At 63.2% G+C, this 25,673-nt stretch carries 29 protein-coding genes; 19 read left to right on the forward strand and 10 right to left on the reverse strand.

The annotated features are described in order from the left end of the window. The first annotated feature begins 83 nt into the window (after positions 1 to 83). Together moaA and DEM27_RS09640 are read left to right on the forward strand one after the other, a co-directional pair. Positions 84 to 1,100 (forward strand): GTP 3',8-cyclase MoaA, encoded by a 1,017-nt coding sequence (moaA, locus tag DEM27_RS09635; RefSeq protein WP_109458211.1) that lies wholly within the window; start codon positions 84 to 86, stop codon positions 1,098 to 1,100. Between the two features lie 120 nt (positions 1,101 to 1,220). Continuing rightward, positions 1,221 to 2,126: a S1C family serine protease gene (locus DEM27_RS09640; RefSeq protein WP_109457997.1), complete on the forward strand. Its 906-nt coding sequence runs from the start codon at positions 1,221 to 1,223 to the stop codon at positions 2,124 to 2,126. Positions 2,127 to 2,242: 116 nt separating this feature from the next. On the opposite strand, the gene DEM27_RS09645 is transcribed toward DEM27_RS09640, so the two are convergent. Continuing rightward, positions 2,243 to 4,807, reverse strand: coding sequence for a methyl-accepting chemotaxis protein (locus DEM27_RS09645; RefSeq protein WP_109457998.1), 2,565 nt, complete (start codon positions 4,805 to 4,807; stop codon positions 2,243 to 2,245). Between the two features lie 318 nt (positions 4,808 to 5,125). Between DEM27_RS09645 and DEM27_RS09650 the strand changes: the two genes are divergently transcribed. The 3 genes from DEM27_RS09650 to mobB are packed head-to-tail and all read left to right on the forward strand — an operon-like array spanning position 5,126 to position 7,226. Beyond that, the gene (locus tag DEM27_RS09650; protein WP_109457999.1) at positions 5,126 to 6,067 is read left to right on the forward strand and encodes a DMT family transporter; all 942 of its coding nucleotides are present in this window, start codon (positions 5,126 to 5,128) and stop codon (positions 6,065 to 6,067) included. Beyond that, positions 6,067 to 6,711 carry a molybdenum cofactor guanylyltransferase MobA gene (gene mobA / locus DEM27_RS09655; protein ID WP_109458000.1) on the forward strand — a complete coding sequence of 215 codons (645 nt, stop codon included), beginning with the start codon at positions 6,067 to 6,069 and terminating at the stop codon, positions 6,709 to 6,711. Before DEM27_RS09650 ends, mobA begins: the two co-directional genes overlap by 1 nt. Beyond that, positions 6,708 to 7,226, forward strand: a complete 519-nt coding sequence (gene mobB / locus DEM27_RS09660) for a molybdopterin-guanine dinucleotide biosynthesis protein B (RefSeq protein ID WP_109458001.1) — start codon at positions 6,708 to 6,710, stop codon at positions 7,224 to 7,226. Before mobA ends, mobB begins: the two co-directional genes overlap by 4 nt. 109 nt (positions 7,227 to 7,335) lie before the next feature. Here the strand turns inward: mobB and DEM27_RS35065 are convergent, their stop codons facing one another. Then, a complete protein-coding gene (locus tag DEM27_RS35065) occupies positions 7,336 to 8,703 on the reverse strand; it encodes an OmpA family protein (protein WP_337250468.1) in 1,368 nt (455 codons plus the stop codon). Between DEM27_RS35065 and DEM27_RS35070 the strand changes: the two genes are divergently transcribed. The 5 genes from DEM27_RS35070 to DEM27_RS09685 all read left to right on the forward strand — a co-directional run bounded on the left by DEM27_RS35070 (position 8,641) and on the right by DEM27_RS09685 (position 12,864). Then, positions 8,641 to 9,642, forward strand: coding sequence for a hypothetical protein (locus tag DEM27_RS35070; RefSeq protein WP_337250469.1), 1,002 nt, complete (start codon positions 8,641 to 8,643; stop codon positions 9,640 to 9,642). The genes DEM27_RS35065 and DEM27_RS35070 overlap by 63 nt on opposite strands. Before the next feature lie 259 nt (positions 9,643 to 9,901). Further along, complete coding sequence (locus tag DEM27_RS09670) at positions 9,902 to 10,684, forward strand: ABC transporter substrate-binding protein (RefSeq protein ID WP_109458003.1); 783 nt, start codon at positions 9,902 to 9,904, stop codon at positions 10,682 to 10,684. A gap of 123 nt (positions 10,685 to 10,807) precedes the next feature. After that, positions 10,808 to 11,611, forward strand: coding sequence for an ABC transporter permease (locus DEM27_RS09675; RefSeq protein ID WP_109458004.1), 804 nt, complete (start codon positions 10,808 to 10,810; stop codon positions 11,609 to 11,611). Beyond that, positions 11,608 to 12,438 carry an ABC transporter permease gene (locus DEM27_RS09680; protein ID WP_109458212.1) on the forward strand — a complete coding sequence of 277 codons (831 nt, stop codon included), beginning with the start codon at positions 11,608 to 11,610 and terminating at the stop codon, positions 12,436 to 12,438. The genes DEM27_RS09675 and DEM27_RS09680 overlap by 4 nt, the downstream gene beginning before the upstream one ends. Positions 12,439 to 12,597: 159 nt before the next feature. Then, positions 12,598 to 12,864 (forward strand): usg protein, encoded by a 267-nt coding sequence (locus tag DEM27_RS09685; protein WP_109458005.1) that lies wholly within the window; start codon positions 12,598 to 12,600, stop codon positions 12,862 to 12,864. A 5-nt stretch (positions 12,865 to 12,869) separates the two neighbouring features. Here DEM27_RS09685 and DEM27_RS09690 read toward each other — a convergent pair whose 3' ends face one another. Then, entirely contained in the window at positions 12,870 to 13,589 is a 720-nt protein-coding gene (locus tag DEM27_RS09690; RefSeq protein ID WP_109458006.1) for a DUF2270 domain-containing protein, read from the reverse strand. Between the two features lie 123 nt (positions 13,590 to 13,712). Between DEM27_RS09690 and DEM27_RS09695 the strand changes: the two genes are divergently transcribed. The 4 genes from DEM27_RS09695 (at position 13,713) to DEM27_RS09710 (ending at position 16,616) form a co-directional block, all read left to right on the forward strand. Beyond that, complete coding sequence (locus DEM27_RS09695; RefSeq protein WP_109458007.1) at positions 13,713 to 14,525, forward strand: class I SAM-dependent methyltransferase; 813 nt, start codon at positions 13,713 to 13,715, stop codon at positions 14,523 to 14,525. A 111-nt stretch (positions 14,526 to 14,636) separates the two neighbouring features. Further along, on the forward strand, positions 14,637 to 15,509 hold the full coding sequence (locus tag DEM27_RS09700; RefSeq protein ID WP_109458008.1) for an NAD(P)-dependent oxidoreductase: 873 nt from the start codon (positions 14,637 to 14,639) through the stop codon (positions 15,507 to 15,509). Then, positions 15,506 to 15,904, forward strand: coding sequence for a hypothetical protein (locus DEM27_RS09705; RefSeq protein ID WP_109458009.1), 399 nt, complete (start codon positions 15,506 to 15,508; stop codon positions 15,902 to 15,904). Before DEM27_RS09700 ends, DEM27_RS09705 begins: the two co-directional genes overlap by 4 nt. A 13-nt stretch (positions 15,905 to 15,917) precedes the next feature. Next, positions 15,918 to 16,616 carry a DNA alkylation repair protein gene (locus tag DEM27_RS09710; protein WP_109458010.1) on the forward strand — a complete coding sequence of 233 codons (699 nt, stop codon included), beginning with the start codon at positions 15,918 to 15,920 and terminating at the stop codon, positions 16,614 to 16,616. Positions 16,617 to 16,642: 26 nt separating this feature from the next. Here DEM27_RS09710 and DEM27_RS09715 read toward each other — a convergent pair whose 3' ends face one another. The 3 genes from DEM27_RS09715 to DEM27_RS09725 form a co-directional block, all read right to left on the reverse strand. Beyond that, a complete protein-coding gene (locus DEM27_RS09715; protein WP_109458011.1) occupies positions 16,643 to 17,131 on the reverse strand; it encodes an Lrp/AsnC family transcriptional regulator in 489 nt (162 codons plus the stop codon). 71 nt (positions 17,132 to 17,202) lie between these two features. Beyond that, positions 17,203 to 17,829: a uracil-DNA glycosylase family protein gene (locus DEM27_RS09720; RefSeq protein ID WP_109458012.1), complete on the reverse strand. Its 627-nt coding sequence runs from the start codon at positions 17,827 to 17,829 to the stop codon at positions 17,203 to 17,205. Then, positions 17,826 to 18,392 carry a thermonuclease family protein gene (locus tag DEM27_RS09725; RefSeq protein ID WP_109458013.1) on the reverse strand — a complete coding sequence of 189 codons (567 nt, stop codon included), beginning with the start codon at positions 18,390 to 18,392 and terminating at the stop codon, positions 17,826 to 17,828. The genes DEM27_RS09720 and DEM27_RS09725 overlap by 4 nt, the downstream gene beginning before the upstream one ends. A 124-nt stretch (positions 18,393 to 18,516) precedes the next feature. Between DEM27_RS09725 and DEM27_RS09730 the strand changes: the two genes are divergently transcribed. Continuing rightward, a complete protein-coding gene (locus DEM27_RS09730; protein WP_109458014.1) occupies positions 18,517 to 20,052 on the forward strand; it encodes a sensor histidine kinase in 1,536 nt (511 codons plus the stop codon). Positions 20,053 to 20,116: 64 nt separating this feature from the next. Here the strand turns inward: DEM27_RS09730 and DEM27_RS09735 are convergent, their stop codons facing one another. Beyond that, positions 20,117 to 20,884, reverse strand: a complete 768-nt coding sequence (locus DEM27_RS09735; protein ID WP_165823383.1) for a YopT-type cysteine protease domain-containing protein — start codon at positions 20,882 to 20,884, stop codon at positions 20,117 to 20,119. Positions 20,885 to 20,953: 69 nt separating this feature from the next. On the opposite strand from DEM27_RS09735, the gene DEM27_RS33930 reads away from it, so the two are divergent. Further along, complete coding sequence (locus DEM27_RS33930; protein WP_165823384.1) at positions 20,954 to 21,112, forward strand: hypothetical protein; 159 nt, start codon at positions 20,954 to 20,956, stop codon at positions 21,110 to 21,112. Between the two features lie 47 nt (positions 21,113 to 21,159). Here the strand turns inward: DEM27_RS33930 and DEM27_RS09740 are convergent, their stop codons facing one another. The 3 genes from DEM27_RS09740 to cobT all read right to left on the reverse strand — a co-directional run bounded on the left by DEM27_RS09740 (position 21,160) and on the right by cobT (position 23,738). Next, positions 21,160 to 21,900 carry a YopT-type cysteine protease domain-containing protein gene (locus tag DEM27_RS09740; RefSeq protein WP_109458016.1) on the reverse strand — a complete coding sequence of 247 codons (741 nt, stop codon included), beginning with the start codon at positions 21,898 to 21,900 and terminating at the stop codon, positions 21,160 to 21,162. A 357-nt stretch (positions 21,901 to 22,257) separates the two neighbouring features. After that, on the reverse strand, positions 22,258 to 22,638 hold the full coding sequence (locus DEM27_RS09750; protein WP_109458018.1) for a diacylglycerol kinase: 381 nt from the start codon (positions 22,636 to 22,638) through the stop codon (positions 22,258 to 22,260). A gap of 83 nt (positions 22,639 to 22,721) precedes the next feature. Then, complete coding sequence (gene cobT / locus DEM27_RS09755) at positions 22,722 to 23,738, reverse strand: nicotinate-nucleotide--dimethylbenzimidazole phosphoribosyltransferase (RefSeq protein WP_109458019.1); 1,017 nt, start codon at positions 23,736 to 23,738, stop codon at positions 22,722 to 22,724. Positions 23,739 to 23,913: 175 nt separating this feature from the next. Between cobT and DEM27_RS09760 the strand changes: the two genes are divergently transcribed. From DEM27_RS09760 to DEM27_RS09770, 3 genes are read left to right on the forward strand one after another with little or no spacing between them, the layout of a single operon-like run. Beyond that, positions 23,914 to 24,696 (forward strand): adenosylcobinamide-GDP ribazoletransferase, encoded by a 783-nt coding sequence (locus DEM27_RS09760; RefSeq protein WP_109458020.1) that lies wholly within the window; start codon positions 23,914 to 23,916, stop codon positions 24,694 to 24,696. Positions 24,697 to 24,749: 53 nt separating this feature from the next. Beyond that, positions 24,750 to 24,971, forward strand: a complete 222-nt coding sequence (locus DEM27_RS09765) for a DUF1289 domain-containing protein (protein ID WP_109458021.1) — start codon at positions 24,750 to 24,752, stop codon at positions 24,969 to 24,971. Beyond that, positions 24,968 to 25,669, forward strand: coding sequence for a TIGR02281 family clan AA aspartic protease (locus DEM27_RS09770; RefSeq protein ID WP_109458022.1), 702 nt, complete (start codon positions 24,968 to 24,970; stop codon positions 25,667 to 25,669). The genes DEM27_RS09765 and DEM27_RS09770 overlap by 4 nt, the downstream gene beginning before the upstream one ends. The last annotated feature ends 4 nt before the right edge of the window (positions 25,670 to 25,673 follow it).

The raw sequence follows: 25,673 nt of genomic DNA on the forward strand, positions 1-25,673 counted from the left end.
ACGATCCCATTCCGAAATAACACATTATTGTTTCATCAGGAGGAAACGGCTTGAACAGCATCGTCAGACCCTCGGCCGGTGGCATGCCCCTGGTCGCAGATCCCTCGCCGATGGTGGATCCCTTCGGCCGCACCGTCTCCTACCTGCGCGTCTCCGTGACCGACCGCTGCGATTTCCGCTGCACCTATTGCATGGCGGAAAACATGACCTTCCTGCCGAAGAAGGACCTTCTGACGCTGGAAGAGCTGAACCGGCTCTGTTCCGCCTTCATCGCCAAGGGTGTCCGCAAGCTTCGGCTGACCGGCGGCGAGCCGCTGGTGCGCAAGAACATCATGTTCCTGATCCGCGAGCTCGGCCGCCATATCGACGCCGGCAACCTCGAAGAACTGACGCTGACCACCAACGGCTCGCAGCTCGCCCGCCATGCCCAGGAACTCTATGACTGCGGCGTACGCCGCATCAACGTCTCGCTGGACACGCTCAATCCCGAAAAGTTCAAGGAAATCACCCGTTGGGGCGATTTCCACAAGGTGATGGAAGGCATCGACGCCGCCGAGAAAGCCGGCCTGAAGATCAAGCTCAACGCCGTGGCGCTGAAGGATTTCAACGAGACCGAAATCGCCGGCATGCTGCGTTTCGCCCATGGCCGCGGCATGGACCTGACCGTCATCGAGACCATGCCGATGGGCGAGATCGAGGAAGACCGCACCGACCGGTACTTGCCGCTGTCGAAGCTGCGCGCCGACCTGGAAGAACAGTTCACGCTCGTCGATATTCCCTACAAGACCGGTGGCCCCGCCCGGTATGTCGAAGTCAGGGAAACCGGCGGCCGTCTCGGCTTCATCACGCCGATGACCCATAATTTTTGCGAAAGCTGCAATCGTGTTCGCCTGACCTGCACCGGCACGCTGTACATGTGCCTCGGCCAGAACGACGCCGCAGACCTACGTGCCGCGTTGCGCGCCTCCGAGGACGATGCCTATCTGTTTGCCGCCATCGACGAAGCGATCGGCCGCAAGCCGAAGGGACACGACTTCATCATCGACCGCGTCCGCCGCAAGCCCGCCGTCGCTCGCCACATGAGCGTCACCGGCGGCTGATCGCGATTGTGGCCAGCCCCTTGTAGCCGGACACCACGCTCCATACCTATCAAGGTAGTCCCGGCAGCGGCGTATGCGGCTTCGGGAGCACTGAAACAATCGCTTTGCCAGGATAAAAGCATGGATATGGACAGGATCTTGCAGTCCGTCGTGGCCGTGCGTTCGACGATACCGGACGACGCCTTCACGGCAAATACATTGGGCACGCACCGCGAAGGCAGCGGCGTGGTCATCCGCGACAACGGCCTCGTGCTGACCATCGGTTACCTGATCACGGAAGCCGAAGAAATCTGGCTGACGTGCCAGGACGGCCGCGTCGTCGCCGGCCATGCGCTCGCCTACGATCAGGAGACCGGCTTCGGGCTCGTCCAGGCGCTGGGACAGCTCGATCTGCCCGCCGTCAAACTCGGCAACGCCGCGGATGCCCGGCTTGGCGATCCCGTCGTCTTCGCCGATGGCCTCGGCCAGTTCGTCCGCTCGAAGATCGTCGCCAAGCAGGAATTCGCCGGCTACTGGGAATATCTGCTCGACGAGGCGATCTTCATCGCGCCGGCGCATCCCTCCTGGGGCGGCGCGGCACTTCTTGACGCGGAAGGCCGGCTGCTCGGCATCGGCTCGTTGCGGCTCCAGATGAGCAGGAGGGGCGAGGTCTCAGACATCAACATGATCGTGCCGATCGACCTGCTGGCGCCGATCCTCGACGACCTGCTCAACCGCGGCCAGATCGACAAGCCGGCGCGTCCGTGGCTCGGCGCCTTTTCCGCGGAAAGCAACGGCGACGTGGTGGTGATGAGCGTCGCGGACGGTGGGCCGGCGGCGAAGGCCGGGCTGCGCCAGGGCGACATCATCTCGGAAATCCGCGATGGCGAAGTGGACGGATTGGCCGATTTCTACCGCAAGGTCTGGGAAAGCGGTCCTGCCGGCGCGGAAATCCCCATGCGCATCCTGCGAGGCGGCCGCGACGCCTGGCTGCGGATCAAATCCGCCGATCGCAGCAGCTTCTTGAAAAGGCCGCAGATGCAATGAAGTTGAAATGCAAAAGCCAGTAGCGACCGCCAGCTGCTGGCTTTTGCACAAAAGTGTCGCGATCTTTCAGCTTCGCCCGTTGTTTCTGCATGTCGTTTTCGTAACAGCCCGAACCGTCATGCCGCGTGGCGGGACGATCCTGAGTTGCGGCGTTCATGCCTGCCGATGTCGACCTGCAGGGTAAGATCACGGGTCTTGAACCGCTCGATCTCTTCCACAAGCAGATCGACACGCTGGCGCAGCCCGTGGATCTCGGCATTGTTTTCCTCGACCATGGCGGCGTTCTGCTGGGTGATGAGTTCCACCGCGTTGACGGCCTTGCTGACCTCGGTGATGCCCGTCGATTGTTCGCCGGTGGCGGCGGAAATGTCGGCCACCAGACGCTGCACCTCGGTGACATGGTCGATGATGACCGAAAGCGCCCCGCCGGTTTCCTCGACCAGTTGCACACCGTTCTGCACCTGGGTGGAACTGGCTGAAATCAGCCCCTTGATCTCGCGCGCCGCGCTGGCGCAACGCTGGGCAAGCTCCCGCACCTCCTGCGCCACCACGGCAAAACCACGGCCGGCCTCGCCTGCCCGCGCCGCCTCGACGCCGGCATTGAGCGCCAGCAGGTTCGTCTGGAAGGCGATCTCGTCGATGACGCCGATGATGGTGGCGATCTTTTCCGAAGAGCTGTTGATTTCGCCCATCGCCTGGACGGCGCGGGCCACGACCTCGCCGGACCGCTCGGCATAGGCTTGCGTCTCGTTGACGGAGGTTGCCGTGCGCTTGGCGCTGTCGGCGGTGGTGCGCACCACTTCGCTCAGGTGCTTCAGCGCCCGCGAACTTTCTTCGAGCGCTGCCGCCTGTTGTTCGGTGCGGCGCGCCAGGTCGTCGGCGGAGGCGGCCAGGTTGCCGGTGCCGCCGCGGATCTCCTCCGTCGTGCTGCGCACGTCGGCAAGCGTCTGACGCAGGGAGCCGACGGCATGGTTGTAGGTCTGGGCCATCTCGGAGAAATCGGCGGCGAGGTTGTCGCTCATGCCCACCTCCAGATTGCCGTCGGCCAGCTTGTGCAGCACCTCGGACAAAGCCGTCAGCGCCTGCTTCTGCTCGGCCTCGATGCGTGCCCGCTCGGCCGCGTGCAGGGCCTCTTCGCGGGCCGCAAGCGTACGGGCGGCAGCCGCCTCCTGCTCCAGCCGGACGTTCTCCCGCGCATTGTCACGGAAGACGGCGACCGAGCGAACCATGTCGCCGATCTCGTCGCCGCGGCTGCGGCCATCGATGGCGACGTCGAGATCGCCCGTGGCGAGCCGCGTCATCATCTCGTTGACGCGCCGCAGCGGACCGCGCAGCGTCTCGACCAGCATCAGGCCGCCGACGATGGCGAGCAGCGTGCCGGCGACCATGGCGATGACGGAGATGGTGGCGGAACGCTCGCTGTCCTCCTTGCCGACTTCCTGCGCCGTACTGACGAAATGCTTGAGCGCCGCCATTGACGACGAGAGGATATCGACCGTCGCCGTGCGTGCCGTCTGCCAGTTCGCCGCCGTCAGCAGCACGTCGGTGGACGATTTTTCGACCAGAGAGACAATCGGCATCACCTTGGCGGAAAAGTCGCGCATCGTCGAATTCTTGGCGCCGAGCTGCGAAATCACCGCGCTGGAAATCGTCAGTTCCGCCAGGTCGCTCAGCACCACTTCGCGGGCATCGGCGGTCAGCGTCGTGCGCATCTGGCCGATATGCAGTTGCAGCTTGTCGATGGTCTGCAGCGACTGGTCGACGAAACCAAGGAGATCGCGCAGCTGGCTGACCTCCTGGTCGAGGCCGACGAACCGTTCCGCCGCCGTGTTGGAATTGCGCATGGCAAGATCGGCGAGCTTCTTTTCGATTGCCGGGAAATCGGCGAGAAGCGCCGCCAGGGCCGCACTCTTGGCATCGTCGGCATCGCCTCCCTGGAGGACCGCCTCGACCTTGCCGACGATATCCTTCACGGTTTTGACCGAAGCCCTGCCCTTTTCGGAGACGATCTTTTCTCCCTGGCCGATTTCTTTCGTCAGCGCCACCAGATAGGTGCCTGCCGTCTTCACCTGCTTGCCGGCGGACGACTCCATCTGCACGGCGGCGCGCAGCTTGCCCATGCGATCCGACAGCGCCTTGAAGGCGGCGGCATCATAGAGCAGGCCCTTGGCGAAGGCTTCCTTGTCGGAAAACTCCTTGCGCACGACATCGACCTGCTTCTTGGCAGCCTCGCCATAGTCGCGCAGCGATGCCAGCTCGCTGCCCATCTCCGTGTCGATGCCGTCACGCTGCAGCTTGATCGTCCACAAGGCAGCGGCCTGATCGCGCATGCGCGGCGCCAAGCCGGTGACGCTTTCCACCTGCGCCCGCTGCTCCGGCGTCGAAAGCAGGCCCTGCAGCACGCCGATGCCGGCCTCCTGCTTGTCGATCGTTTCCAGCAGGGCCTGTCGGCTTTCCTCGTTCGGCGCGCCGGTGAAATTCAGGAGCGCCGCCTGCAGGTTCTCGAAATCGCCGATATTCTCGATCGTCGCCCGCGTCACGGTCATATGCCCGTTGAGCATGTTGGCGGTGTAATAACCGACGACGCCGACGCCGGTGATCAACACCACCAGCGGCACGACGAACAACAGCACCTTGGTAACGATCCGGCGGCTCTGCAGGAGACGATCGATAAAAAACACGGCAACCTCGCCCGATGGTCCGACCTGTCGAAAGGTTCATCCTCCGACATACGGAAAGGCATGCCGTTGCGTCATGCAAAAGCCTTGTGCCACAGCCTGCGAAATGAACGTTGAGGAAGCATTAAGAGCCGCACGTACGTTTCCCAAAAACTATTTGTTTTTTAAAGAAAATTTGTGACCTGTGTGGTCATTTTTCATTCGGCTGCACGCATATATCGCAGTTGCACAAAAAGAATTCTTTTCTTTCCCGCGATTGCGGGAATGGCAATTCTGCAGGCCGGTGACTAGAAAAGACAATTCGAATTCGAGAATCGTCGCATGTCTCTGTCGAGAAATACCCGCGGCGCACTGCTGATGATGGCGGCCATGGCGGGTTTCTCCGGCAACGATGCGCTGATCAAGGCGGTGACGCCGGTCATGAATGTCGGGCAGATCATGTGCGTCCGCGGCATCGTCACGACCGTCCTCGTGTTTTTCATCGCCCGGCATCTTGGGGCCTTGCGCCCATGGCGGGTGCTGCTGCAGCCGATGATCCTGCTGCGCGTCCTCTTCGAGATCCTCGCCGCCATCACCTATCTCACCGCCATCGCGGCGATACCGCTCGCCAATGCCGCCGCCATCCTGCAGGCCCTGCCGCTGGTGGTGACGCTGGGGGCTGCCGTCTTTCTCGGCGAACCGGTCGGCTGGCGGCGATGGACGGCGATCGCCGTGGGTTTCGTCGGCGTGCTGATCATCATCCGGCCAGGCGCGGAAGGCTTTGGCCTTGCCTCCGCTTCCGTCGTCCTCTGTACCTTCTTCACCGCCGCCCGCGACCTCGCCACGCGCCAGGTGCGCTCCGAAGTGCCGTCGCTGATGGTGACGCTGGCGACCGCCGTCACCGGCTGCGTCGCCGGCGCGCTGCTGACGCAGCCGATGGGCGGCTGGCGGCCGATGTCGGCGGAAAGTTTTGCCATCCTGCTCTCCGCCTCGGTGCTCGTGCTGGTCGGCTATCAATGCATCATCATCGCCATGCGTACCGGCGAAATCTCCTTCATCGCGCCGTTTCGCTATTTTGCGCTGCTCTGGGCGATCGTGCTCGGCATGATCTTCTTCGGCGACATGCCCGACCTGCCGATGCTCGCCGGCATCGCCATCGTCATCGCCTCCGGCCTCTACACCTTCCATCGCGAGCGGAAACGGCAGGATGAGGCAACGGCAAAGACCGTCTCCATGGAAAAACCGGCTCTGACGGCATCCTCCACAGCAACGGAAAAACCCTGATGACGACCATTGCCAATCCTGAGGAATTGCCGGTTCCGGCCATCGTGCTTGCCGGCGGGCGGTCGAGCCGGATGGGTAGCAACAAGGCGCTGCTGCCGCTCGGCGGCGTGCCGATGCTGCGGCACATCATCGACCGCCTCTCGCCACAGGTGACATCCGTCGCCCTCAACGCGCCGCCCGGCTGGCCCGAAAGCTTCGGGCTGCCGCTGGTGCCCGACACGGTCGCCGGCCAGGCCGGACCGATCGCCGGCATCGCGGCCGGACTGCACCACGCGCTGCGGCAAGACACAGGCACAACCCACATCCTCACCGTGCCCTCCGACAGCCCGTTCTTCCCTGCCGACCTGGTTTTGCGTCTGCACGCCGCCATCAAGGGAACCGACGAGATCGTCATCGCCGTTTCCGGCGGGCAGGATCATCCGGTCTTCGGCCTTTGGCCGCTTTCGCTTTCGGCTGACATGGAGATGTTTCTGCGCACCGACGAACGCCGGCGCTTGCGCGACTTCTTCGGCCGCCATGTCACTCGCGAAGTCGATTTTCCCTTCGTGGAGACGCCGGCCGGCCCTCTCGACCCGTTCTTCAACGTCAACACGCCGGACGATTTCGCTCGTGCGCAAAAATTCCTGGAGCATTTCCACGCATGACCGGGCCTCGCATTTTCGGCATTTCCGGCTGGAAGAATTCCGGCAAGACCGGCCTCGCCGTCCGGCTCGTCAGCGAGTTCACCCGCCGCGGCTACCGCATCTCGACGATCAAGCACGCCCATCACGACTTCGATATCGACAAGGTCGGCGCCGACAGCTTTCGCCATCGCGAGGCCGGCGCCCATGAGGTCACCATCGTCTCCGGCACCCGCTACGCCATCATGCACGAGTTGCGCGGCGCCCCGGAGCCCAACTTCGAAGAGATTCTCGCCCGCATCGCCCCCTGCGACCTGGTGCTGATCGAAGGCTACAAGCGCGAACCGATTCCCAAGATCGAAGCCCGGCGCGTCGAGGCGAAAAACCGCGAGCCATTGGCGCCGGGCGATCCGCACATCGTCGCCATCGCCGCCGACCATGCTGTCTCCGATACCACCCTGCCCGTCTTCGATCTCGACGATACGCCGGCGATTGCCGATTTCATCGCCCGCACGGTCGGCCTTCCCGATCCCGCCTGAAGCGAAGCCAGCAAAAAAGTGCGGCGGTCTTGCGTGGAAACATAAGGCTCTGGCAGCAAAAAGCCCACCGGATCGCCCCGGTGGGCTTCGTCATCGGCTTGCCGTCACTTTATTGCGCCTTGGCCACCGGCCGCACCAGCGAGGTGACGCGGCGCACGGTCACCCGGCGATTCTGCTGTTCGCTGGCCTGGGTGCGCACCTTGAGGTAACGCTCCCCATAACCCTGCGGCACCAGGTTTTCCGGCGGGATGCCGTAGACGTCCGTCAGCAACGCAGCCACCGCTTCGGCACGCTGGTCGGAGAGGATCAGGTTCTTCTGGTCGGAACCGACGGCATCCGTATGGCCTTCGATCAGGAAGGTTTCGCCCGGATCGCGGTCGAGAACCTTCGTCATCGCATCCGCCACCTTGCGCAACGTCTTCGCCTGGCTCATCGGCACCTCGGCACTGCCGGAAGCGAAGGTGATGGTGTCGAGGTCGATACGGCGTACCTTGTCGCGCAGGCGGGCGGAATAACGCACCTCGTCGATCGAATAGGTGCGTTCGACACGCTCGACCGGCGGCTCGGCCAGGAATTCGTAGTAGTCGCGGTTCAAATCCTCGGAGGTATCGACGATGTAGTCGCTGACCGGAATGCGCAGGCGCATCGGCGGCAGGTCGTCGCCGGCGTCGCGGACCAGCGGCGGACGGCTGCGGTCTGCCTCCGGCGCAAAGACCAGCAGATATTCTTCACCGTCGCGGCCGATGCGCGTGCGCTGTATGACGTCGCCGTAGGCATTGTAGATCGTCACCAGCCGCACGCCATTCGAACGCACGATGGTTTCACGGACACGACCGCGCGACAGTTCCTCGTAGAAGCTGTCCTCCGCATCGCGACGCAGCCGCGGCCGGTCGTCGCTGCGCACCACATAGCGGTCATCGACACGCAGCACCGTCCGGTTGTCGTTCTGCTGCACGATGCTGATGTTGTTGATCGTATTGTTCACCGTGTTGTTGCTGATCGTCGTGCCACCAGCCTCAGCATCGCGGCGCGCCGGCAGTTCGAACTCCGGCGTTTCCTTGATGCGCCGGCCCTTTTCCTCGATCTGCTGGCGAATCACCTTCGTCTCGACGGCTGTGGCTGTCGCCTGCGCCTCGGCATCGCTGGTCGGCGGCTTGATGTTCTGTTCCTCGGTGCGTTGCGCCTCGCGCTGCTTGCGCCGCTCTTCGCGTGAGGTCTGGCCGCCGCGGTTGTCGGCGTCTTTGTCGCTGTCGAGCACGGCGGCACCGTTTTCGACCGGAAGCACGACCGTCTCGCTGGTCCGCGACGGATCGGCGGCGATCGCCTGCTTCTCTTCCTGGCTGCGCGTATCGACGATTTCCGGCACCACGACGGGCTGGGTCGCCGTTTCCCCGGCATTCTGCTGATCGGCCGGTTGCTGCTGGCCATCGGCGGTCGCCGGCTGGTTTTCCTGAGCCGGCTGTTCACCCTCGGTCACCGAGGGCTGCTGTTCGCCGCCGGCCGGTTGCTGCTGCTGGTCCTGCGCGGTCGCGGGCTGGTCACCGGTGACCGGCTGCTCGCCTTCCGTGACCACAGGCTGTTCCTGCTGCTGCTGTTGCTCCGCAGCACGCTGGGCATCTTCCGCAGCCTTCTGCTCGGCGGCGCGTTGCGCCTCTTCGGCAGCCTGCTGATCAGCGGCACGCTGGGCTTCCTCGGCAGCTTTCTGTTCGGCAGCACGTTGCGCCTCTTCACCGGCCTGTTGCTCGGCAGCGCGCTGTGCTTCTTCGGCAGCCTGCTGTTCAGCAGCCCGTTGCGCCTCCTGCGCAGCCTGCTGTTCAGCAGCACGCTGCGCTTCTTCGGCAGCCTGTTGCTCTGCAGCGCGTTGTGCCTCCTGAGCGGCCTGTTCCTCAGCAGCCCGCTGGGCTTCCTGGGCTGCCTGCTGCTCAGCGGCGCGCTGCGCCTCTTCGGCAGCCTGTTGTTCGGCAGCGCGTTGTGCTTCCTGTGCGGCTTGCTCCTCGGCAGCCCGCTGAGCTTCCTGGGCAGCCTGCTGTTCTGCGGCGCGCTGCGCCTCTTCGGCAGCGCGTTGTGCTTCCTGCGCGGCCTGTTCCTCGGCGGCACGCTGCGCTTCCTGCGCGGCCTGTTCCTCGGCGGCACGCTGCGCTTCCTGGGCAGCTTGTTGTTCAGCGGCGCGCTGCGCCTCCTCTGCTGCCTGTTGCTCCTGCAACTGGCGCTGTTCGTCGTCGCTGGCTTGTGCCACCTCGTAGGTGCGCAAGGCACCATCGGCCAGCGCCGGCCCCGTCATCAGCACGGCCGAAAGCGGCAGCGCCACGGTGGCGAACAGTGTGGATCGAAGGGTCATGGGCTTGTTTCCTCGTTGCCAGGACATTCGTATTGGCCCTCCTGTACGCAGACACGAACAGGAAGCGCTTCTTCCTAAAAAAGTAGGAAACGGCGCCTTAACCGGCGATGAATGGCGCGCCTTGCGCACCAATGCGCAGAAACGGGGTTTGTTCCAGAACCAACGTCCCGCCATTCCGGCTGCAGCCGTCTTCTCCTTTCGTTGGGTTCGTTTGTTTTCAGGTTGATTTTATGCGAAAGCAGATGAATATCGAAGGAAGGTGGTGCAGGTTTCCACCTTAGAACGGGTGACAGGAAAAAATCAAACGGCAGGCACCCGGCCAACAGAGAGGATCCTCATGCGTATTTCTACCCGTCTTCTGGCGGCTGCCTCCATCGCAGCCATGTCGCTTTTCGCCGGCTCGGCGCTTGCAGATGGCGAAAAAATCATCATCGGCACCGAAGGCGCCTATCCGCCCTTCAACAATCTGGAAGCCGACGGCACGCTCACCGGTTTCGACATCGACATCGCCAAGGCGCTCTGTGAAGAGATGAAAGCCGAGTGCACGTTCGTCACCCAGGACTGGGACGGCATCATCCCGGCGCTGCAGGCGAAAAAATTCGACGCCATCATCGCCTCGATGTCGATCACGCCGGAGCGCAAGGAGAAGGTCGACTTCACCGACAAATATTACAATACCGGCCCGGCGATCGCCGTACCGAAGGATTCGACGATCACCGAAGCAACCGAAGATGCCCTCGCCGGCAAGGTCATCGGCGCGCAGTCCTCGACCACGCACGCCAACTATGCCGAAGCACACCTGAAGAAGTCCGAGCTGAAGCTCTATCCGACCACCGACGAATACAAGCTCGACATCACCAACGGCCGCATCGACGGTGTCGTCGACGACGTCGTGGTGCTGTCCGAATGGGTGAAGTCGGAAGCCGGCGCCTGCTGCAAGATCCTCGCCAAGCTGCCGATCGACATCGAGATCAACGGCCCCGGCGCCGGCATCGCCGTGCGCAAGGGTGACGACGCGCTGCGCGAAAAATTCAACGCCGCCATCAAGGCGATCCGCGCGAACGGCAAGTACAAGGAAGTCAACGCCAAGTATTTCGATTTCGACGTCTATGGTGATTGAGATCGGTCGCGCCTGACAAACGATGGCGGAAGGCTTGCTCTTCCGCCATTTTTGTTTGACAAAGATGACAACAACGACAAGCGGCCGATCCATACATGAAGGCCGCAAAGGGGATGTACCGGCATGAGCGGATTGTTTTCCGCCTTGGGCTCGTTCTGGGCCTGGATTACCTATGCTCTGGATCCGCTGTGCGGACCGGTCGGCCTTTTTTCCCTGTTCGGCTCGTCAAGCCTGGTCGCCTGCGGCGATACCGGCTGGGGCGACGAGATCGCCCTCGGCGTCAAGGTGACGTTGACGCTTGCGCTCTCCACCCTGCCGCTCGGCCTGCTGATCGGTTTTTTCGTGGCGCTCGCCATGCAGTCGAAGGACCGGACGCTCAGGCTCGCCGCCGGCATCTACACCACCATCTTCCGCGGCCTCCCCGAACTCCTGACGCTGTTCATCGTCTATTACGGGGCGCAGATCCTCATCCAGTCGGGGCTGTCAGCCATCGGTTTCGAGGAACGCATCGAGATCAACGCCTTTTTCGCCGGCATGCTGGCGCTGTCGGTGGTCTTCTCCTCCTATTGTTCGGAAGTGCTGCTTTCGGCCTTCAAGGCAATCCCCAACGGGCAATATGAGGCCGGCGACGCGCTCGGCCTGCATCGCGGCCGCACCATGCTGCTGATCATCGTGCCGCAACTGGTGCGCATCGCGCTGCCCGGCCTGGGGAACCTCTGGATGAACCTGCTGAAGGATACGGCGCTCGTGTCGATCATCGGTCTGTCGGATATCCTGCGGCAGACCGGCGTGGCCGCCAAGGTCAGCAAGGAAGCCTTCTTCTTCTATCTTCTCGCCTGCATCCTGTTCCTGGTGCTTGCCGTCGTCTCCTCGGGCGGCCTGCGGCTGATCGAGCGATGGGCGCGGCGGTCGGAGGTGCGCCGATGAGTTTCGTCGAGCGCATGATCCCGCCCCGCCCCGCTCCGGCCGCCAAGGTCCAGTCGATCTCGGCCGCACGCATCGCCGGCATCCTGATGCTGATCGTCTGGGCCCTGCTCGCCGCGGGGCTGGTCTACATGATGATTTCCAACTGGGATACCGACAAGTTCGTCCGTTATGGACCGCGTTACCTCTCCGGCCTGTGGGTGACGGCTTCGCTGGTGAGCCTGTCGATCGTCTTCGGCGCCGCCCTTTCCCTGCCGATCGCCTTTGCCCGTATGTCCGGCAACCGCGTGGCGAACGGCCTCGCCTACGCCTATGTCTACATCTTCCGCGGCACGCCGCTCCTGGCGCAGCTCTACCTGATCTATTACGGCCTCGGCTCCTTTCGGCCGCAACTGGAGGCCGTCGGCCTGTGGTGGTTCTTCCGCGAGGCCTGGTATTGCGGCCTGCTGTCGATGACACTCAACACCGCCGCCTACCAGGCGGAAATCCTGCGTGGCGCGATCCAGAGCGTGCCGAAAGGTCAGCATGAGGGCGCCCAATCCCTCGGGCTGCCGCCGATGGTAACCTTCCGCAAGATCATCCTGCCGCAGGCGCTCATCGTCGCCTTGCGCCCCTACGGCAACGAGATCATCCTGATGATCAAGGGATCGGCCGTCGTCGCCGTCGTCACGGTGCTCGACCTGATGGGCCAGACGCGTTACGCCTTCTCGCGCACCTTCGATTACCAGGCCTACCTCTGGGCGGCGATCTTCTACCTCTCCATCGTCGAGGTGCTCCGTCATGTCTGGGCGTCGATCGAAGCCCGCCTGACGCGACATCTCAAGCGTTGAGCCGTTTGGCAGCACTCTCCGATGTCTGCTGCTAAACATTTGAATTTTTTGCCGAAAAAGCTCATACACGGCCTTTCGTAAAGCATCCGTTAACCGTCGCATGTTTCCATTTCAAGGACCACCCGAAATCAGAGTGGAGCTTTGAAAGCGAGGTTGTCGATGAACAAGGACATGGAACTGCAACTGAAGGGTTATGGTCTTACCACCGCCCATATCCTCTACCGCATGCCCGATCACCAGACTATACTGCAAACCTTCGTCTGGCAGGCCTACGACCTCGCCCCCGACTTCCCGGAAATGAAGACCTTCCTGAAGTTCTGGCAGCAGAAGCTCGACGGCCCGCTGCATTCCGTGCGCTATTTCCACCGCAAGCTGATTTCGGCCAGCGAATGGCGCGGCTTGAGGGGTGAATTCATCCTCAATTGACGGGCTCAAACATGCACTTCGCCATGCGCGAGTTCGCCGTCGTCGGGCTCGACATGCAATGAGCCGAACAGCACGAGGACATAGAAGATTGCCACCGTAGCGATAACCCACCAACCGGACAGCGGTCCGAGCGCCGCATTGGCGACGACGTCGGTCCAGGCGCGCTCCACCGGCAAGCCGTCGGGCTGCAGCTTCGGCGACGTTATCTTCAGCAGCCACGCCAACAGCAGGATGAGATACATCCAGCAATAGTTGCGTCTGAGCCGGCGGAACAGGGCTTCGCGATAGTCCATCAGAAACAGCGGCGACCTGAGGCTTTTGGAAATGGCCGCCTGCCATTGCGTGCCGATCTCGGAACGGCCGCCGAGCAGTTCGGCAAAATAGCCGCGCTCGAGCAATCGCACCCTTGCCCTGTAGACGTCGAAGAAACGGTAGCGACGCGCCTCGATCAACAGGAGGAGCGACACCAGAAGCATGCCGAACAGCACCACGCCATGATGCGACGTCGGCGTCGAAAGCGACACCGAAAGAAGCGCCGCGACCATGGTGATGGCCCAGTTGGAGGTCCGGTCGATGCGGTCGCGCCAGCTGGTCATCCGTCCGAGTTCGCCGCGGTAATAATGCACCAGCGAATTGATCGTCTCTGCCGAATTCGAGGGAAACAGCGCCGGCTTTTCGCCGGCCTCGGCATGCTCCAGTGTGAGTCCGCTCAGTTCGCGGGGCATCGGTCGTCACCTGCATTCGTCCATGGCATATCGGGGAAACGGCCGGGGCGGCAAACCGTTCCCTTGCCAATCGGCCCTGCGGAGCTTAGAGGCAGTCGAAACGACTTCAGCTAGGAACCGGCCATGACCAAGATCGACGAAGAAGCGCTCGCAGAAGCCTATAACCGCGCGCTGGCGCTTGAAAAGGCCGGCGATGTCGATGCCGCCGTCAAGGCCTATGAAGAAGTCCTGGCGCTCGATCCCGAAGATCACGGCGGAGCCGCGGTGCGCATCGCCGCCATGGGACGGGGCGAGACGCCGCCCAAGGCGCCCGACGCCTATGTCGAAACCCTCTTCGACCAGCATGCCGAAGTGTTCGAGGACGTGCTGGTCGAACAGCTCGGTTATGCCGTGCCGATGATGGTGCGGCAGCGGCTGCAGGCGCTCGGCCTCGGCCCGTTCAAGCGCTTGCTCGACCTCGGCTGCGGCACCGGCCTCACCGGCGAAGCGCTGCAAGACATGGTCGACGATCTGACCGGCATCGACATTTCCGAAAACATGGTGGAAATCGCCCACGAAAAGGAAGTCTACGAGACCCTTTACGTCGCCGAAGTCGAGGATTTCCTCGAAGACAATGACGACGAGCCTTTCGATATCATCACCGCCACTGACGTGCTGCCCTATCTCGGCGCCTTGGAACCGCTGTTCTTCGGCACCGCCGAAAACCTGCTGCCCGACGGCATCTTCGCTTTCTCCTCGGAAACCCTGCCGGAAGAGACCTTCGCCGGCCGCGCCTACATGGTCAACGCCAAGCAGCGTTTCGCCCATACCGAAGGTTACGTGCGCGACCGCCTGACGGCCACCGGCTTCGAACTCCTCGACATCACCGACATCAACGTCCGCATGGAGGACGGCCAGCCGACGCCGGGGCATCTGGTGATTGCCAAGCTGAAGTGAGCTGATCACCGCGACCGGGCCTGCGGGCAAGTCTGATCGCGGTGGTTATACCCTTCCCCCGGCCCTGCCTTTCCGCTACTCCTGTCACTCGATTTTCGAGGAGCAGCATGCATGGCAAAAGTCGCATTCATCGGCCTTGGCGTCATGGGATACCCCATGGCCGGCCACCTGAAGACCAAGGGCGGACACGACGTCACCGTCTACAACCGCACCTTCTCCAAGGCCGAGGCCTGGGTGGCGGCTTTTGGCGGCAAGGCCGGCAAGACGCCGGCGGAGGCCGCCCGCGATGCCGATTTCGTCTTCACCTGCGTCGGCAATGACGACGACCTGCGCTCCGTCACCATCGGTGAGGACGGCGTCATCGCCGCTCTCAAGCCCGGCGCCGTGCTGATCGACAATACCACGGCGAGCGCCGAAGTGGCCCGCGAACTCGACGAAGCCGCCCGCGCCAAAGGCTGCGCCTTCATCGATGCCCCGGTCTCCGGCGGCCAGGCGGGCGCCGAAAACGGCGTGCTCACCGTCATGTGCGGCGCCGAGGAGGCCGTCTTCGAAAAGGCGCGGCCGGTGATCGACGCCTATGCCCGCATGGTCGGGCTGATGGGACCGGTCGGCAGCGGCCAGCTGGCCAAGATGGTCAACCAGATCTGCATCGCCGGCCTCGTGCAGGGGCTTGCGGAGGGTATCCACTTCGGCAAGCAGGCCGGTCTCGACATCGAGAAACTGGTCGAAGTCATCTCCAAGGGGGCGGCCGGCTCCTGGCAGATGGAAAACCGCCACAAGACGATGAACCAGGGCAAGTACGATTTCGGTTTTGCCGTCGACTGGATGCGCAAGGATCTCGGCATCGTGCTTTCCGAAGCCCGCCGCAACGGCGCCAAGCTGCCGGTCACCGCGCTGGTCGATCAGTTTTACGGTGACGTCCAGCAGATGGGCGGCCGGCGCTGGGATACCTCGTCCCTGCTCGCCCGCCTGGAAAAGAAATGATGCCTGCGGTCCCGGCGCGCATCCTGGGCTTGTGTCTTGCCCTGTTTTGCGCTGCCGGGACGCCTCGGCCCGCAGCTTCCGCATCCCCGCAGGAGATCGAAACGGAAATTGCCGCCGTGCTGCACCGGACGATCACGACCTGCTGGTCGCTGCCGGCAACGGCGGCAGCACTGCCGGTCATCACCTACCGCATCCATCTGGACCGCGGCGGTGCGCTTGTCGGCGAGCCGGAGCTTCTTGCACCCGCCGGTAAAGACGAAAAGGACCAGATCGTCGCCAGCGCCCGGCGCGCCATCCTGCGCTGCGCCCCGTTCACCGCCTTGCAGTCCTATGCGGAGCACTACGACGTCTGGAAACAGATAGACCTGCGTTTCGACATGTCGGACCTGCAATGAGGGAAGACCTGCAATGACGGGCGAAACGCCCCGCCCGGACTGGGACGCACAACAGCTTTGCGCCTATCTCGAAACATTGCGATCGGAAGACGGCATCGCCGGCATGGCCCGCTTCGGTATCGTCACCGACAGGGCGCTCGGCATTTCCAATCCGGACCTGCAGACAATCGCGCGCAAGGCCAAGTGCAACCATGAGCGCGCCATGACGCTCTGGGACAGCGATATCCGCGAGGCGCGCATGCTGGCGCTCTACACCGCCGAGCCGAAACGCCTGACATCGTCGCAGGCACAAGCCTGGGCCGCTGATTTCAACTCCTGGGAAATCGTCGACACCGCCGCGGACCTGTTCGTGGAAGCCGGCCTGACGGCGCTCATCCCGGTCTTCGCCGACGACGCGCGCGAGTTCGTCCGCCGCACGGCCTTTGCCATGATTGCCGGTGCCGCCGTCCATATGCGCACGGAGCCGGACGAGACGTTCCTCGCCTTCCTGCCGCTGATCGAACTCCATGCCCGCGACCCGCGCAACTTCGTCCGCAAGGCCGTCAACTGGGCGCTCCGCAACATCGGCAAGCGCAACCGCGCCTGCCATGCGGCAGCCCTGGCGCTCTCCCGCACTCTTGCCGAAAGCCCCGACAAGACGGCACGCTGGATCGGCAAGGATGCGGTGCGGGAATTGACCAGCGAAAAGATATTGAACCGGCTGAAGCGATAAAGCCAGCGGAAACGGCAAGTGCCGCCTTACTCTTCGCCGGCCTTCTGGTTTTCCAGAACCATGTAGTCCAGCGGCAGTTGCGTCGTGTATTTGATCTGCTCCATGGCAAAGGCCGAGGAAACGTCGCGAATCTCGATCTTGGCGATCAGCCGCTTGTAGAAGGCGTCGTAGGCCGCGATATCAGGCACGACGACGCGCAGCAGGTAATCGACGTCGCCGCTCATGCGGTAGAATTCCACCACCTCGGGGAAATCCACCACCACTTCCGAGAACCGCTTCAGCCATTCGATCGAATGGGCGTTGGTGCGGATCGAAACGAACACGGTCACCTTGGTGTTGACCTTGACGGGGTCCAGGAGGGCGACGCGGCGGCGGATGACGCCATCCTCTTCCATCTTCTGGATGCGGCGCCAGCAGGGTGTCGTCGACAGGCCGACCTTCTTGGCGAGGTCTGCCACTGCGAGCGTGGAATCCTCCTGCAGCAGACGCAAAATCTTTCGGTCCAGTCGATCCATTACTTCGGCCCCTTGCGAATTATTTTCTCTTTATACCGAAAAATCCGGCCAAAGGAAGAATATTGTTTCAATTATAGGCGTTCTCGAACCTGCTTTCTGAGGAAAGGCAACAATTCCTCCTCGAACCAGGGATTTTTCCGCAACCATCCGGTGTTTCTCCAGCTCGGATGTGGCAAGGGCAGCACTTTTGGCCCGCCTTCCGCCTGCCAATACTGCCGCCATGCCATCACCGTATCGGTCATCGAGGCCTGCCGCCGCGATCCGAGATGCCAGGCCTGGGCGTACTGGCCGACCGCCAGCACCATATCGACCTGCGGCATGGCATCGATCACCCTCTGCCGCCAGAACGGCGCGCATTCCCGGCGCGGCGGCAGGTCGCTGCCCTTGGCGTCATAGCCGGGAAAACAGAACCCCATGGGCACGATGGCGAAACGGCCGGCGTCGTAAAAGGTCTCGCGATCGACATCGAGCCAGGCGCGCAGCCTGTCGCCGGACGCATCGTTGAACGGCAGTCCGCTCTCGTGCACCCGCAAGCCCGGCGCCTGGCCGGCGATCAGGATGCGCGCCGTCGCCGACAGCACCACCACGGGCCGGGGCTCATGCGGCAACCGGTCCCCCATGCCGCGTGCCGGTGCATCGCGGCAGATGCGACAGGCGGCGATTGCCGCCGACAGGGCGCCAGGCGTCTCCCCGCTCATGGCGCCGCCTCCCGCAGGCCGAGCCGGAAGGCGATGTCATCCAGCCAGGACGGCGCTTCCACCATCATGCCTTCGCGGTGACGCCAGTCGGCCGGCCTGTCGAAAGGACCGGACCAGATGCCGGTCTTTTCGAGGCGGGCGGCCTGTTCCTCCGTATCGTATCCGCCGGTGGAAACGGCAAGTCCACGCCGCACCAACGCGGCGGCGGGATCCGTCCCGCCGGCACGACAGGTCACCAGCAGGCGTCCGTAGCGGTCGCGGCGATGGCCCCGGCATTGCACCTGGCGGCCGGCAAGCATGTCCTGCAGCAGCGTGCGGGCCACCTCGCCGCACGCCCAGACCTTCTCGCCCTCGCCGCAGGATTGTCCGCGTTCCGGCGCGTCGAGGCCGACGAGCCTGAGCCGGCTGCCATCGGCAGCCAGCGTATCGCCGTCGACGATCACGAAAGGACCATTCATTTCAGCGTCCCTTGCCGACTGCAGCTTGAGCGCGATCAGGCCGATGAAGGCGAGAAGCGCAAAGGCCGTCACCCCGTCGCGCAGCAGGCGAAAACCGCGTTTCACACTTTCGTCCCTATTCCCAACAAAACCTGAGCAAAGATGGCAAACAAATTCTTTCCCGGCAGCAATCTCTTAAGGATTCGCCGCTAGGCTGCAATCATTGACCGGTATTGCGTTCATTGGACCTATGAATAAAGGCGTCAGCTCCTCGACCGACAAGATCATCGTGGATCTTTCCCGCAGCCACAAGAACAAGGCTGTGGCAAAGGCCGTGAAGACGACTCGCGAGCGCTTGCAATCCAGCCAGTCCGGTGTGCAACTCTTCGACCGCGAGATGATGATGATGCATCTCGGTGCCGTGCTGCAAGGCGCCACGGTGGTGCCGCTGCTCGTGCTCCTCACCGCCGCCACCGGCATCTATTTCAGCCGCGAGCTGGCGCTCATCGCCTGGGCGCTGATGGCGCTGACCTTCCACTCCGTCAACATCCTCATCGCCCGGCGCGCCAACAGCCAGGAGATGACGGCCGAAAACGCGCTCAAATGGCGCAAATGGCTGCTTGCAGGCCAGGTCCTGAACGGCTGCGGCTGGGCCTATTTCGCGCTGCAGGGCTGCGATGTCTGCGGCGGCAATACCTATACCCTGTTCAAGGGCGCCGCCCTGCTCGTGGCATTGTCGGCGACGGCGCTGGCCAATTTCATGCTGCGCCGGGCCGTGCTGTTCGCCTTCGCACCGACCGCAATCGCCCTCGGCATCAAGACGGCCTTCTCGCACGATGTGCTCGACATCGGCCTGACGGCCATGGTCGTCACGGCGCTGGTCTTCTTCATCTACATCACCGACCGCCTGTTCCAGTCGAACCAGAAGCTGCTTTCCTTCCAGTCGGAAAAGGACGACCTGATCGCCGAACTCGAAGTGGCGAAATCCATGTCCGACGAAGCCCGCCGCCGTGCCGAGGAGGCCAACCTCGCCAAGTCGCGGTTCCTCGCCTCGATGTCGCACGAGCTGCGCACGCCGCTCAACGCCATCCTCGGCTTCTCCGAGGTAATGTCGACGGAAGTCATGGGGCCGCTCAACAATCCGATCTACAAGGAATACACCAACGACATCCACCGCTCCGGCCAGCACCTGCTGAACCTGATCAACGAAATCCTCGACCTGTCGCGCATCGAGGCCGGGCGTTACGATCTCAACGAAGAAGCGATCTCGCTGCTGGAGATTTCGGAAGACTGCATCGGCATGGTGCAGCTGCGCGCCCACGGCAAGAACATCACCATCTCGTCGCAGTTCGAGGCAGGGCTTCCCTCCGTCTGGGCCGACGAGAAATCGATGCGGCAGGTGGTGCTGAACCTGCTGTCCAATGCGGTGAAATTCACGCCGCAGGGCGGCGAGATCATGGTCAAGGTCGGCTGGACCGCCGGCGGCGGCCAATACCTGTCGATCAAGGACAACGGCCCGGGTATTCCCGAGGAAGAGATCCCGGTCGTGCTCTCCGCCTTCGGCCAGGGCTCGATCGCCATCAAGAGCGCCGAACAGGGAACCGGCCTCGGCCTGCCGATCGTCCAGGCGATCCTCGCCAAGCACGACGGCCAGTTCACCCTGAAATCGAAACTGCGCGAGGGCACGGAAGTCATCGCCATCCTGCCCGCCAAGCGTGTGCTGCAGAGCCTGCCGGCCGTGGAAGAGGCGCACGCCGTGGCACGCCGCAAGAAGAGTTTCGCCTGACGACAGCTGACGGCAACGGCGTAGACGGTCGCGGCAGGGCAACGCTGCCTTGCCGCCGGAACGATCAGTATTTGCCGCCGATGCGTTTGCCGTTCATTTCGCCCTGCTTGGTGACGAACTTCATCCGCACCCCGTATTCCCGCAACGTGAAGCGCGCATCGAGCCTGCCGACCCGATAGGGCAGCCAGAATGCCGACTGGAACCATTTGACGAAATCGCCGCGGTTCGGAAACCAGTATTCGCCGAAATTCGGATCGAACAGGCAGACGTCCTGCCCGATGAAGGCGGCCATGCAGTGCCCGCCACCGGGGCCATAGACGCCGATCATGACGTAGAAGCCGGCCGTGATCTTCGACGAGACCAACCCGTTCGACAACTGGACGCCGACATTGCCCGACGACTTGTTGCCTTCCATGATGGTCCGTTCCTGCCGCAGCCCGCCGACGCCCTGAACCGTCTTCGTCCGGCGCATCAGGCCCTGCGAAAACAGGTAGATCTCCGAGGCACGATCTTGGTCGGTCTTTCCCGAGGGATCGCGTAGCGTCTCGCCATGAATCTGATTGAAGGCAAGGTTGACGACGGCTGCCTTGTTGATCTTGCCGTTGTCGTCGTAGATCCAGTTGAACAGCGAGGAATCGTTGGCATGCATGGCGATCCATTTCGCCGACGTCGCTTCGCAGATGCCTTCGCGCGTCGTCTCATGCTTGCTGATGATGCTGTTCACCGGCTCCAGGCATTGGGAATAGGCCGACGTCTGGAAACCGTTATGCTTTTTTGCGCTCGAAGCGAGCACCTTGATGTACTGCTTGACGACGAATTGCGCGAGCCCCACGGCAATCCTCCTTTTTTGAAAACGGGCATAGCCCTGCAAAGCCTCTTCGGCGCATGATTTGGACACATCATGCTCCAACGGCTCAAAGGCTTGGCGGGCGATGGGGCCGGCGTCAACATTGCTCACCCGGCAACACCGGACGTGACCAATCTTGGCCGATCCACCAGCCGCTTTCACGCGCAATCAAAAATAATATACACCTTTAAAGCGTATTTCAGAAAGGAATGACCTTGAACATACAACATGTTCTCAGCCTGATTCCCCGTGTTTCGGGATCAATTCCCGCCCATCGCAACCCTGTTGATCCTGCCGTACTGGGTGACGAACTTCATCTTCGGTGCGTATTCCCGAAGATGGAAATGGTGATCCAGGCCGCCGATGCGATAGGACAGCCAGAAACTTTCGTGGAACCATTTTACGAAATTGGCCTGGTCCGGAAACCAGTATTCGCCGAAATTCGGATCGAAAAAGCAGATGTCCTGGCCGATATAGGCGGCCATGGAATGTGCGCCGCTGCTGCCGTAGATGCCGATCATCACATAGTAGCCGGTGATCAACCTGGAAGCCGTCATGGCCTTCGGCAAATTGATTCCGACATTGCCCACCCCTTCGGCAAAGGATCGCGTCGGCACCATTTCCCGTCCGGATCGTTTCATCAGCGGGTTGGTGCGGCGAATCAGTCCCTCGCCGAAGAGGAACTCCTCCGAAGCCCGGTCCTGGCTTTTCTTCGCCTCGCCGGCGCGTTGCTGCGCGGCCAGATCGACGATGGCGGTTCTCTTGATCTTGCCGTTCTTGTCGTGAATCCACTGGAAGAAGGAGGACCCCTTGGCGTGCTCGGCCACCCAGCGCGCCGAACTCGCCTCGCAGATGCCTTCCGCCATCGCCGCATCGCTGATCATGGAGTAGACCGGCTCGAGCGACTGTGAATAGACCGCCGTCTGGAAACCGCCGTGTTGCTTGGCGGTCTTCCCGAGGTGCTTGATGAATTGCTGTACGATGAACTGCTGCAGGCCCATGACGATAGCCTCCCGGCGCTTGTCGCAACCGGCCCGCCGGTTGCCTCCAGACACACTCAACAGACAGACGGGCTACGCCGCAAGGATCATCCGCACGGCAGGCGCCAGGCCACCAAAAATAGTAAGCAATCCGCTAGCTTGCATCTGCACGTCGACGAATGCGTCGAGAGCCACGGCATCGCCCCCTTTCGCCGCCTTGTCATATCGGCCGGCCGCCTCCACCAAAGCATCGGGCCGGCAATCCGACCCGGGCTCGCCGCCAAGATATTTCCCGTTCCCGCGGCACATGCCGGACCCGCCCCGCTCCATACAGGGCGAAGGTCCTTTCCCTGAACCGTTTTAGGAATGGGCAGGCTGTCAGAAACCGACGAGATGGCGGGCGATGACGAAAACAATGAAAAGGCTGGTCGAGACGAGCAGGCAGAGCACGGCAAACGAGCCGAGATCCTTGGCATTCTTGCCGACCGCCGAGATTTCCGGGGAAATGCGATCGACGAGCTCTTCGATCGCGGTGTTCAGGGCCTCGAAGCCGAACAGCAGCAGGCAGAGGATGACGAGCGTCAGGAACTCCGCCAGGCTCGCCCCGATGACGGCGAACAGCAGCACGGCGACGAGGAAGAACAGGATTTCCTGGCGGAAGGCCGATTCCCTCAGCAGGCGGGTAAAGCCGCCCCAGGAATAGCTGGCTGCCGCAAAGAAATGACGGAGGCCCCGCTTCTTTTCAACAACCCTGTCCATGCCTGTCCCCCGTCCTGCCGGATATCAGGCCCAGCGCATATAGGTTCGCCGTCCGCTCCGCAAGACGCGAGCGATCGCCGGTCTCACTGTTTGTTGGAGACGCCGGCCGCGGCAAACGTCGCCATGCCGGAATGGCAGGCGGCGGCGGCCTTGACGATCCCCGCCGCCAACGCAGCACCCGTGCCTTCGCCGAGCCGCATGCCGAGCGCCAACAGCGGCGTCTTGCCGAGCTTTTCGATCGCCTTCAGATGTCCCGGCTCGGCCGAGACATGGCCGATAAGGCAATGGTCGAGCGCCGCCGGATTGGCGGCCTTGAGGATCGCCGCCGCCGCCGTGGTGACGTAACCGTCGAGCAGCACCGGGATTTTTTGCATGCGCGCGGCGAGGATGGCGCCGGCCATCGCCGCGATCTCGCGTCCGCCGAGCCGGCGCAGCACCTCCAGCGGATCGGAGAGATGGTCCTTGTGGAAGGCGACCGCCGTCTCCACCGCCGCGATCTTGCGCTGCAGCAGTTCGCCATGCGAACCGGTGCCCGGCCCGACCCACTCCTCCGCCGTGCCGCCATAGAGCGCATAGTTGATGGCGGCGGCGATGGTGGTGTTGCCGATGCCCATCTCGCCGATGCACAGGAGGTCGGTGCCGCCGGCGACCGCTTCCATGCCGAAGGCCATGGTCGCGGCACAATCGCGCTCCGAAAGCGCTGCCTCGCAGGTGATGTCGCCGGTCGGATAATCGAGCGCCAGGTCGAAGATCTTCAGGCCGAGGTCGTGCGTCACGCAGATCTGGTTGATCGCCGCGCCGCCGGCTGCGAAATTCTCGACCATCTGCTGGGTAACGGCGGGCGGAAAGGGCGTGATGTTGTGGCGTGTCACACCGTGATTGCCGGCGAAGATCGCCACCAGCGGCCGGTTCACCGCCGGCGGACGGCCGCTCCAGGCGGCGAGCCACATGGCGATTTCTTCCAGGCGGCCGAGCGCGCCCGGCGGCTTGGTCAGTTGCGCATCGCGTTCGCGGGCGGCGACGAGCGCATGGGCGTCCGGCCCCGGCAGGTCTTTCAGCAGGGCGCGAAAATCATCGAATGGAAGGCCGGATACGCTCATGGGCGGGGTGTCCTCGTGTTCGTCATGCGATTGTGATGCGCCGGCCTTTGCGATTTCGCTGGCGTCGATTTCGTCACGTCTATTAAAGACGGACGAGGCTGCGAACAACTGCAAAAAGCGCCGGCCCCTGTCGCGTAAAAGAAGTCGTGCGAAGGAAGCAGAGGAGGAAGCAGGAATGGATATCCGGGAATTCGGCGGCGATATCGTTCGTTCGATGGCCTTCCTCAGCCGCATCCCGGTTTCGGCGCGCTTCTTCGAGGGCCGGGATGGCAGCATGCGGCGCATGGCCGGCGCCTTTCCCGCCGCCGGGCTGGTCATCGCGGCGCCCGCGGCCCTGCTCGTCTTCGTCGCCCTGTCCTTCGGTGCCGATCCGCTGCTCGTTGCTTTCCTCGCCCTGGCCTTGCAGACGCTCGTCACCGGCGCGCTGCACGAGGACGGCCTGGCCGACAGCGCCGACGGTCTCGGCGGCGGACGCGACCGCGACCATGCGCTCGACATCATGAAGGACAGCCGCATCGGCGCTTACGGCGTCATCGCCCTCGTGCTTTCCTTCGGGCTGCGCGCATCGGCCGTCGCCGCCCTCGCCCGGCAGGAAGCGCCGCTGACGGTGGCGCTCGCCTGGATCGGGGTGGCCGCGCTCAGCCGCGCCGCAATGGTCTGGCATTGGCATCGTCTGCCCTCGGCACGCGCCGCCGGGGTCGCCGCCTCCGCAGGAACGCCGGGCGGCGGCGCACGAACGATTGCCCTTGTCACCGGCATCGCCGTCTTCCTGCTTCTCACCCTCGGCCTGCATTCCGCGAGCACGGTTCTGTTCAGCGTGCTGACGGTCGCCCTGCTCGTGCTTGTTTTCACCCGCCATGCGCGGTCGCGGATCGGCGGCCACACCGGCGACACCATCGGCGCCACGCAGCAGATCGCCGAAATCGGCATTTTCTCCGCCCTTGCCTTGGCCGGCTGAACATCCGATATAGGCCAGGACGGCAACCCGGACTTCAACAAGATCAGAGCCCCATGGAATCGCCCTGCATCCTCGTCTGTTCCATCGACATGACCACCGGCTATTGTTTCGGCTGCGGCCGCACGCGCGAAGAAATCGGCGCGTGGACGCTCTACAGCGACGATGAACGCCGGCAGATCATGGCAAGCCTTCCGGCGCGACTCGAAACCGTGGAGCGCAAGCCGCGCCGCGAAACCCGCCGCACCCGGATGGCGCGGGAGCGCGGTCTTTCATGAATCGCCTGACGATCGTCCTCGCCATCCTCGGTTTCGGCCTTGCCGTGCTTGTCTTCACCGATGGCAACAGCCGCATCCTCGGCCTGCAAAAGGACGAGTTCGGCCGCTTCGTGATGCTCCTGCCGTTTGCGGCGATGCTGAGCGTCGGCATTCTCGCCAGCCGCCGCTCGCTTGGCGAAAGCATGCGGCAGATGATGATCTGGCTGCTGATCCTTCTCGCGCTCGTCACCGCCTATCTTTACCGCAACGACATGCAGGCCGTCGGCGACCGGCTGCTTGCCGGTCTCCTGCCCGGCCGTGCGATGGTGGTGTCCAGCCAGGACGGCGAACAGGAAGTCATCCTCTACAAGGCGATGAACGGCCATTTCCAGGCCGACGCCACCGTCAACGGCCAGTCGATCGGCATGCTGGTCGATACCGGCGCCAGCATGGTCGCCCTGTCCCACGAGGATGCCGAACGCATCGGCATCAATCCGGAAAACCTCACCTATTCCGTCACGGTGATGACGGCGAACGGCATCGCCCGGGCGGCACCCGTCACGCTTTCGGAAATCGCCATCGGCCCGATCATCCGCCGCAACCTGCCCGCCACCGTCGCCGAACAGGGCAAGCTCGACCAGAGCCTGCTCGGCATGAGCTTCCTCTCGACCCTGAGTTCGCTGCAGATGCAGACGGACGAGTTGCGGCTGCGGAACTGAGCGG

This window comes from Rhizobium album (assembly GCF_003122325.1).
Taxonomy (GTDB): domain Bacteria; phylum Pseudomonadota; class Alphaproteobacteria; order Rhizobiales; family Rhizobiaceae; genus Metarhizobium; species Metarhizobium album.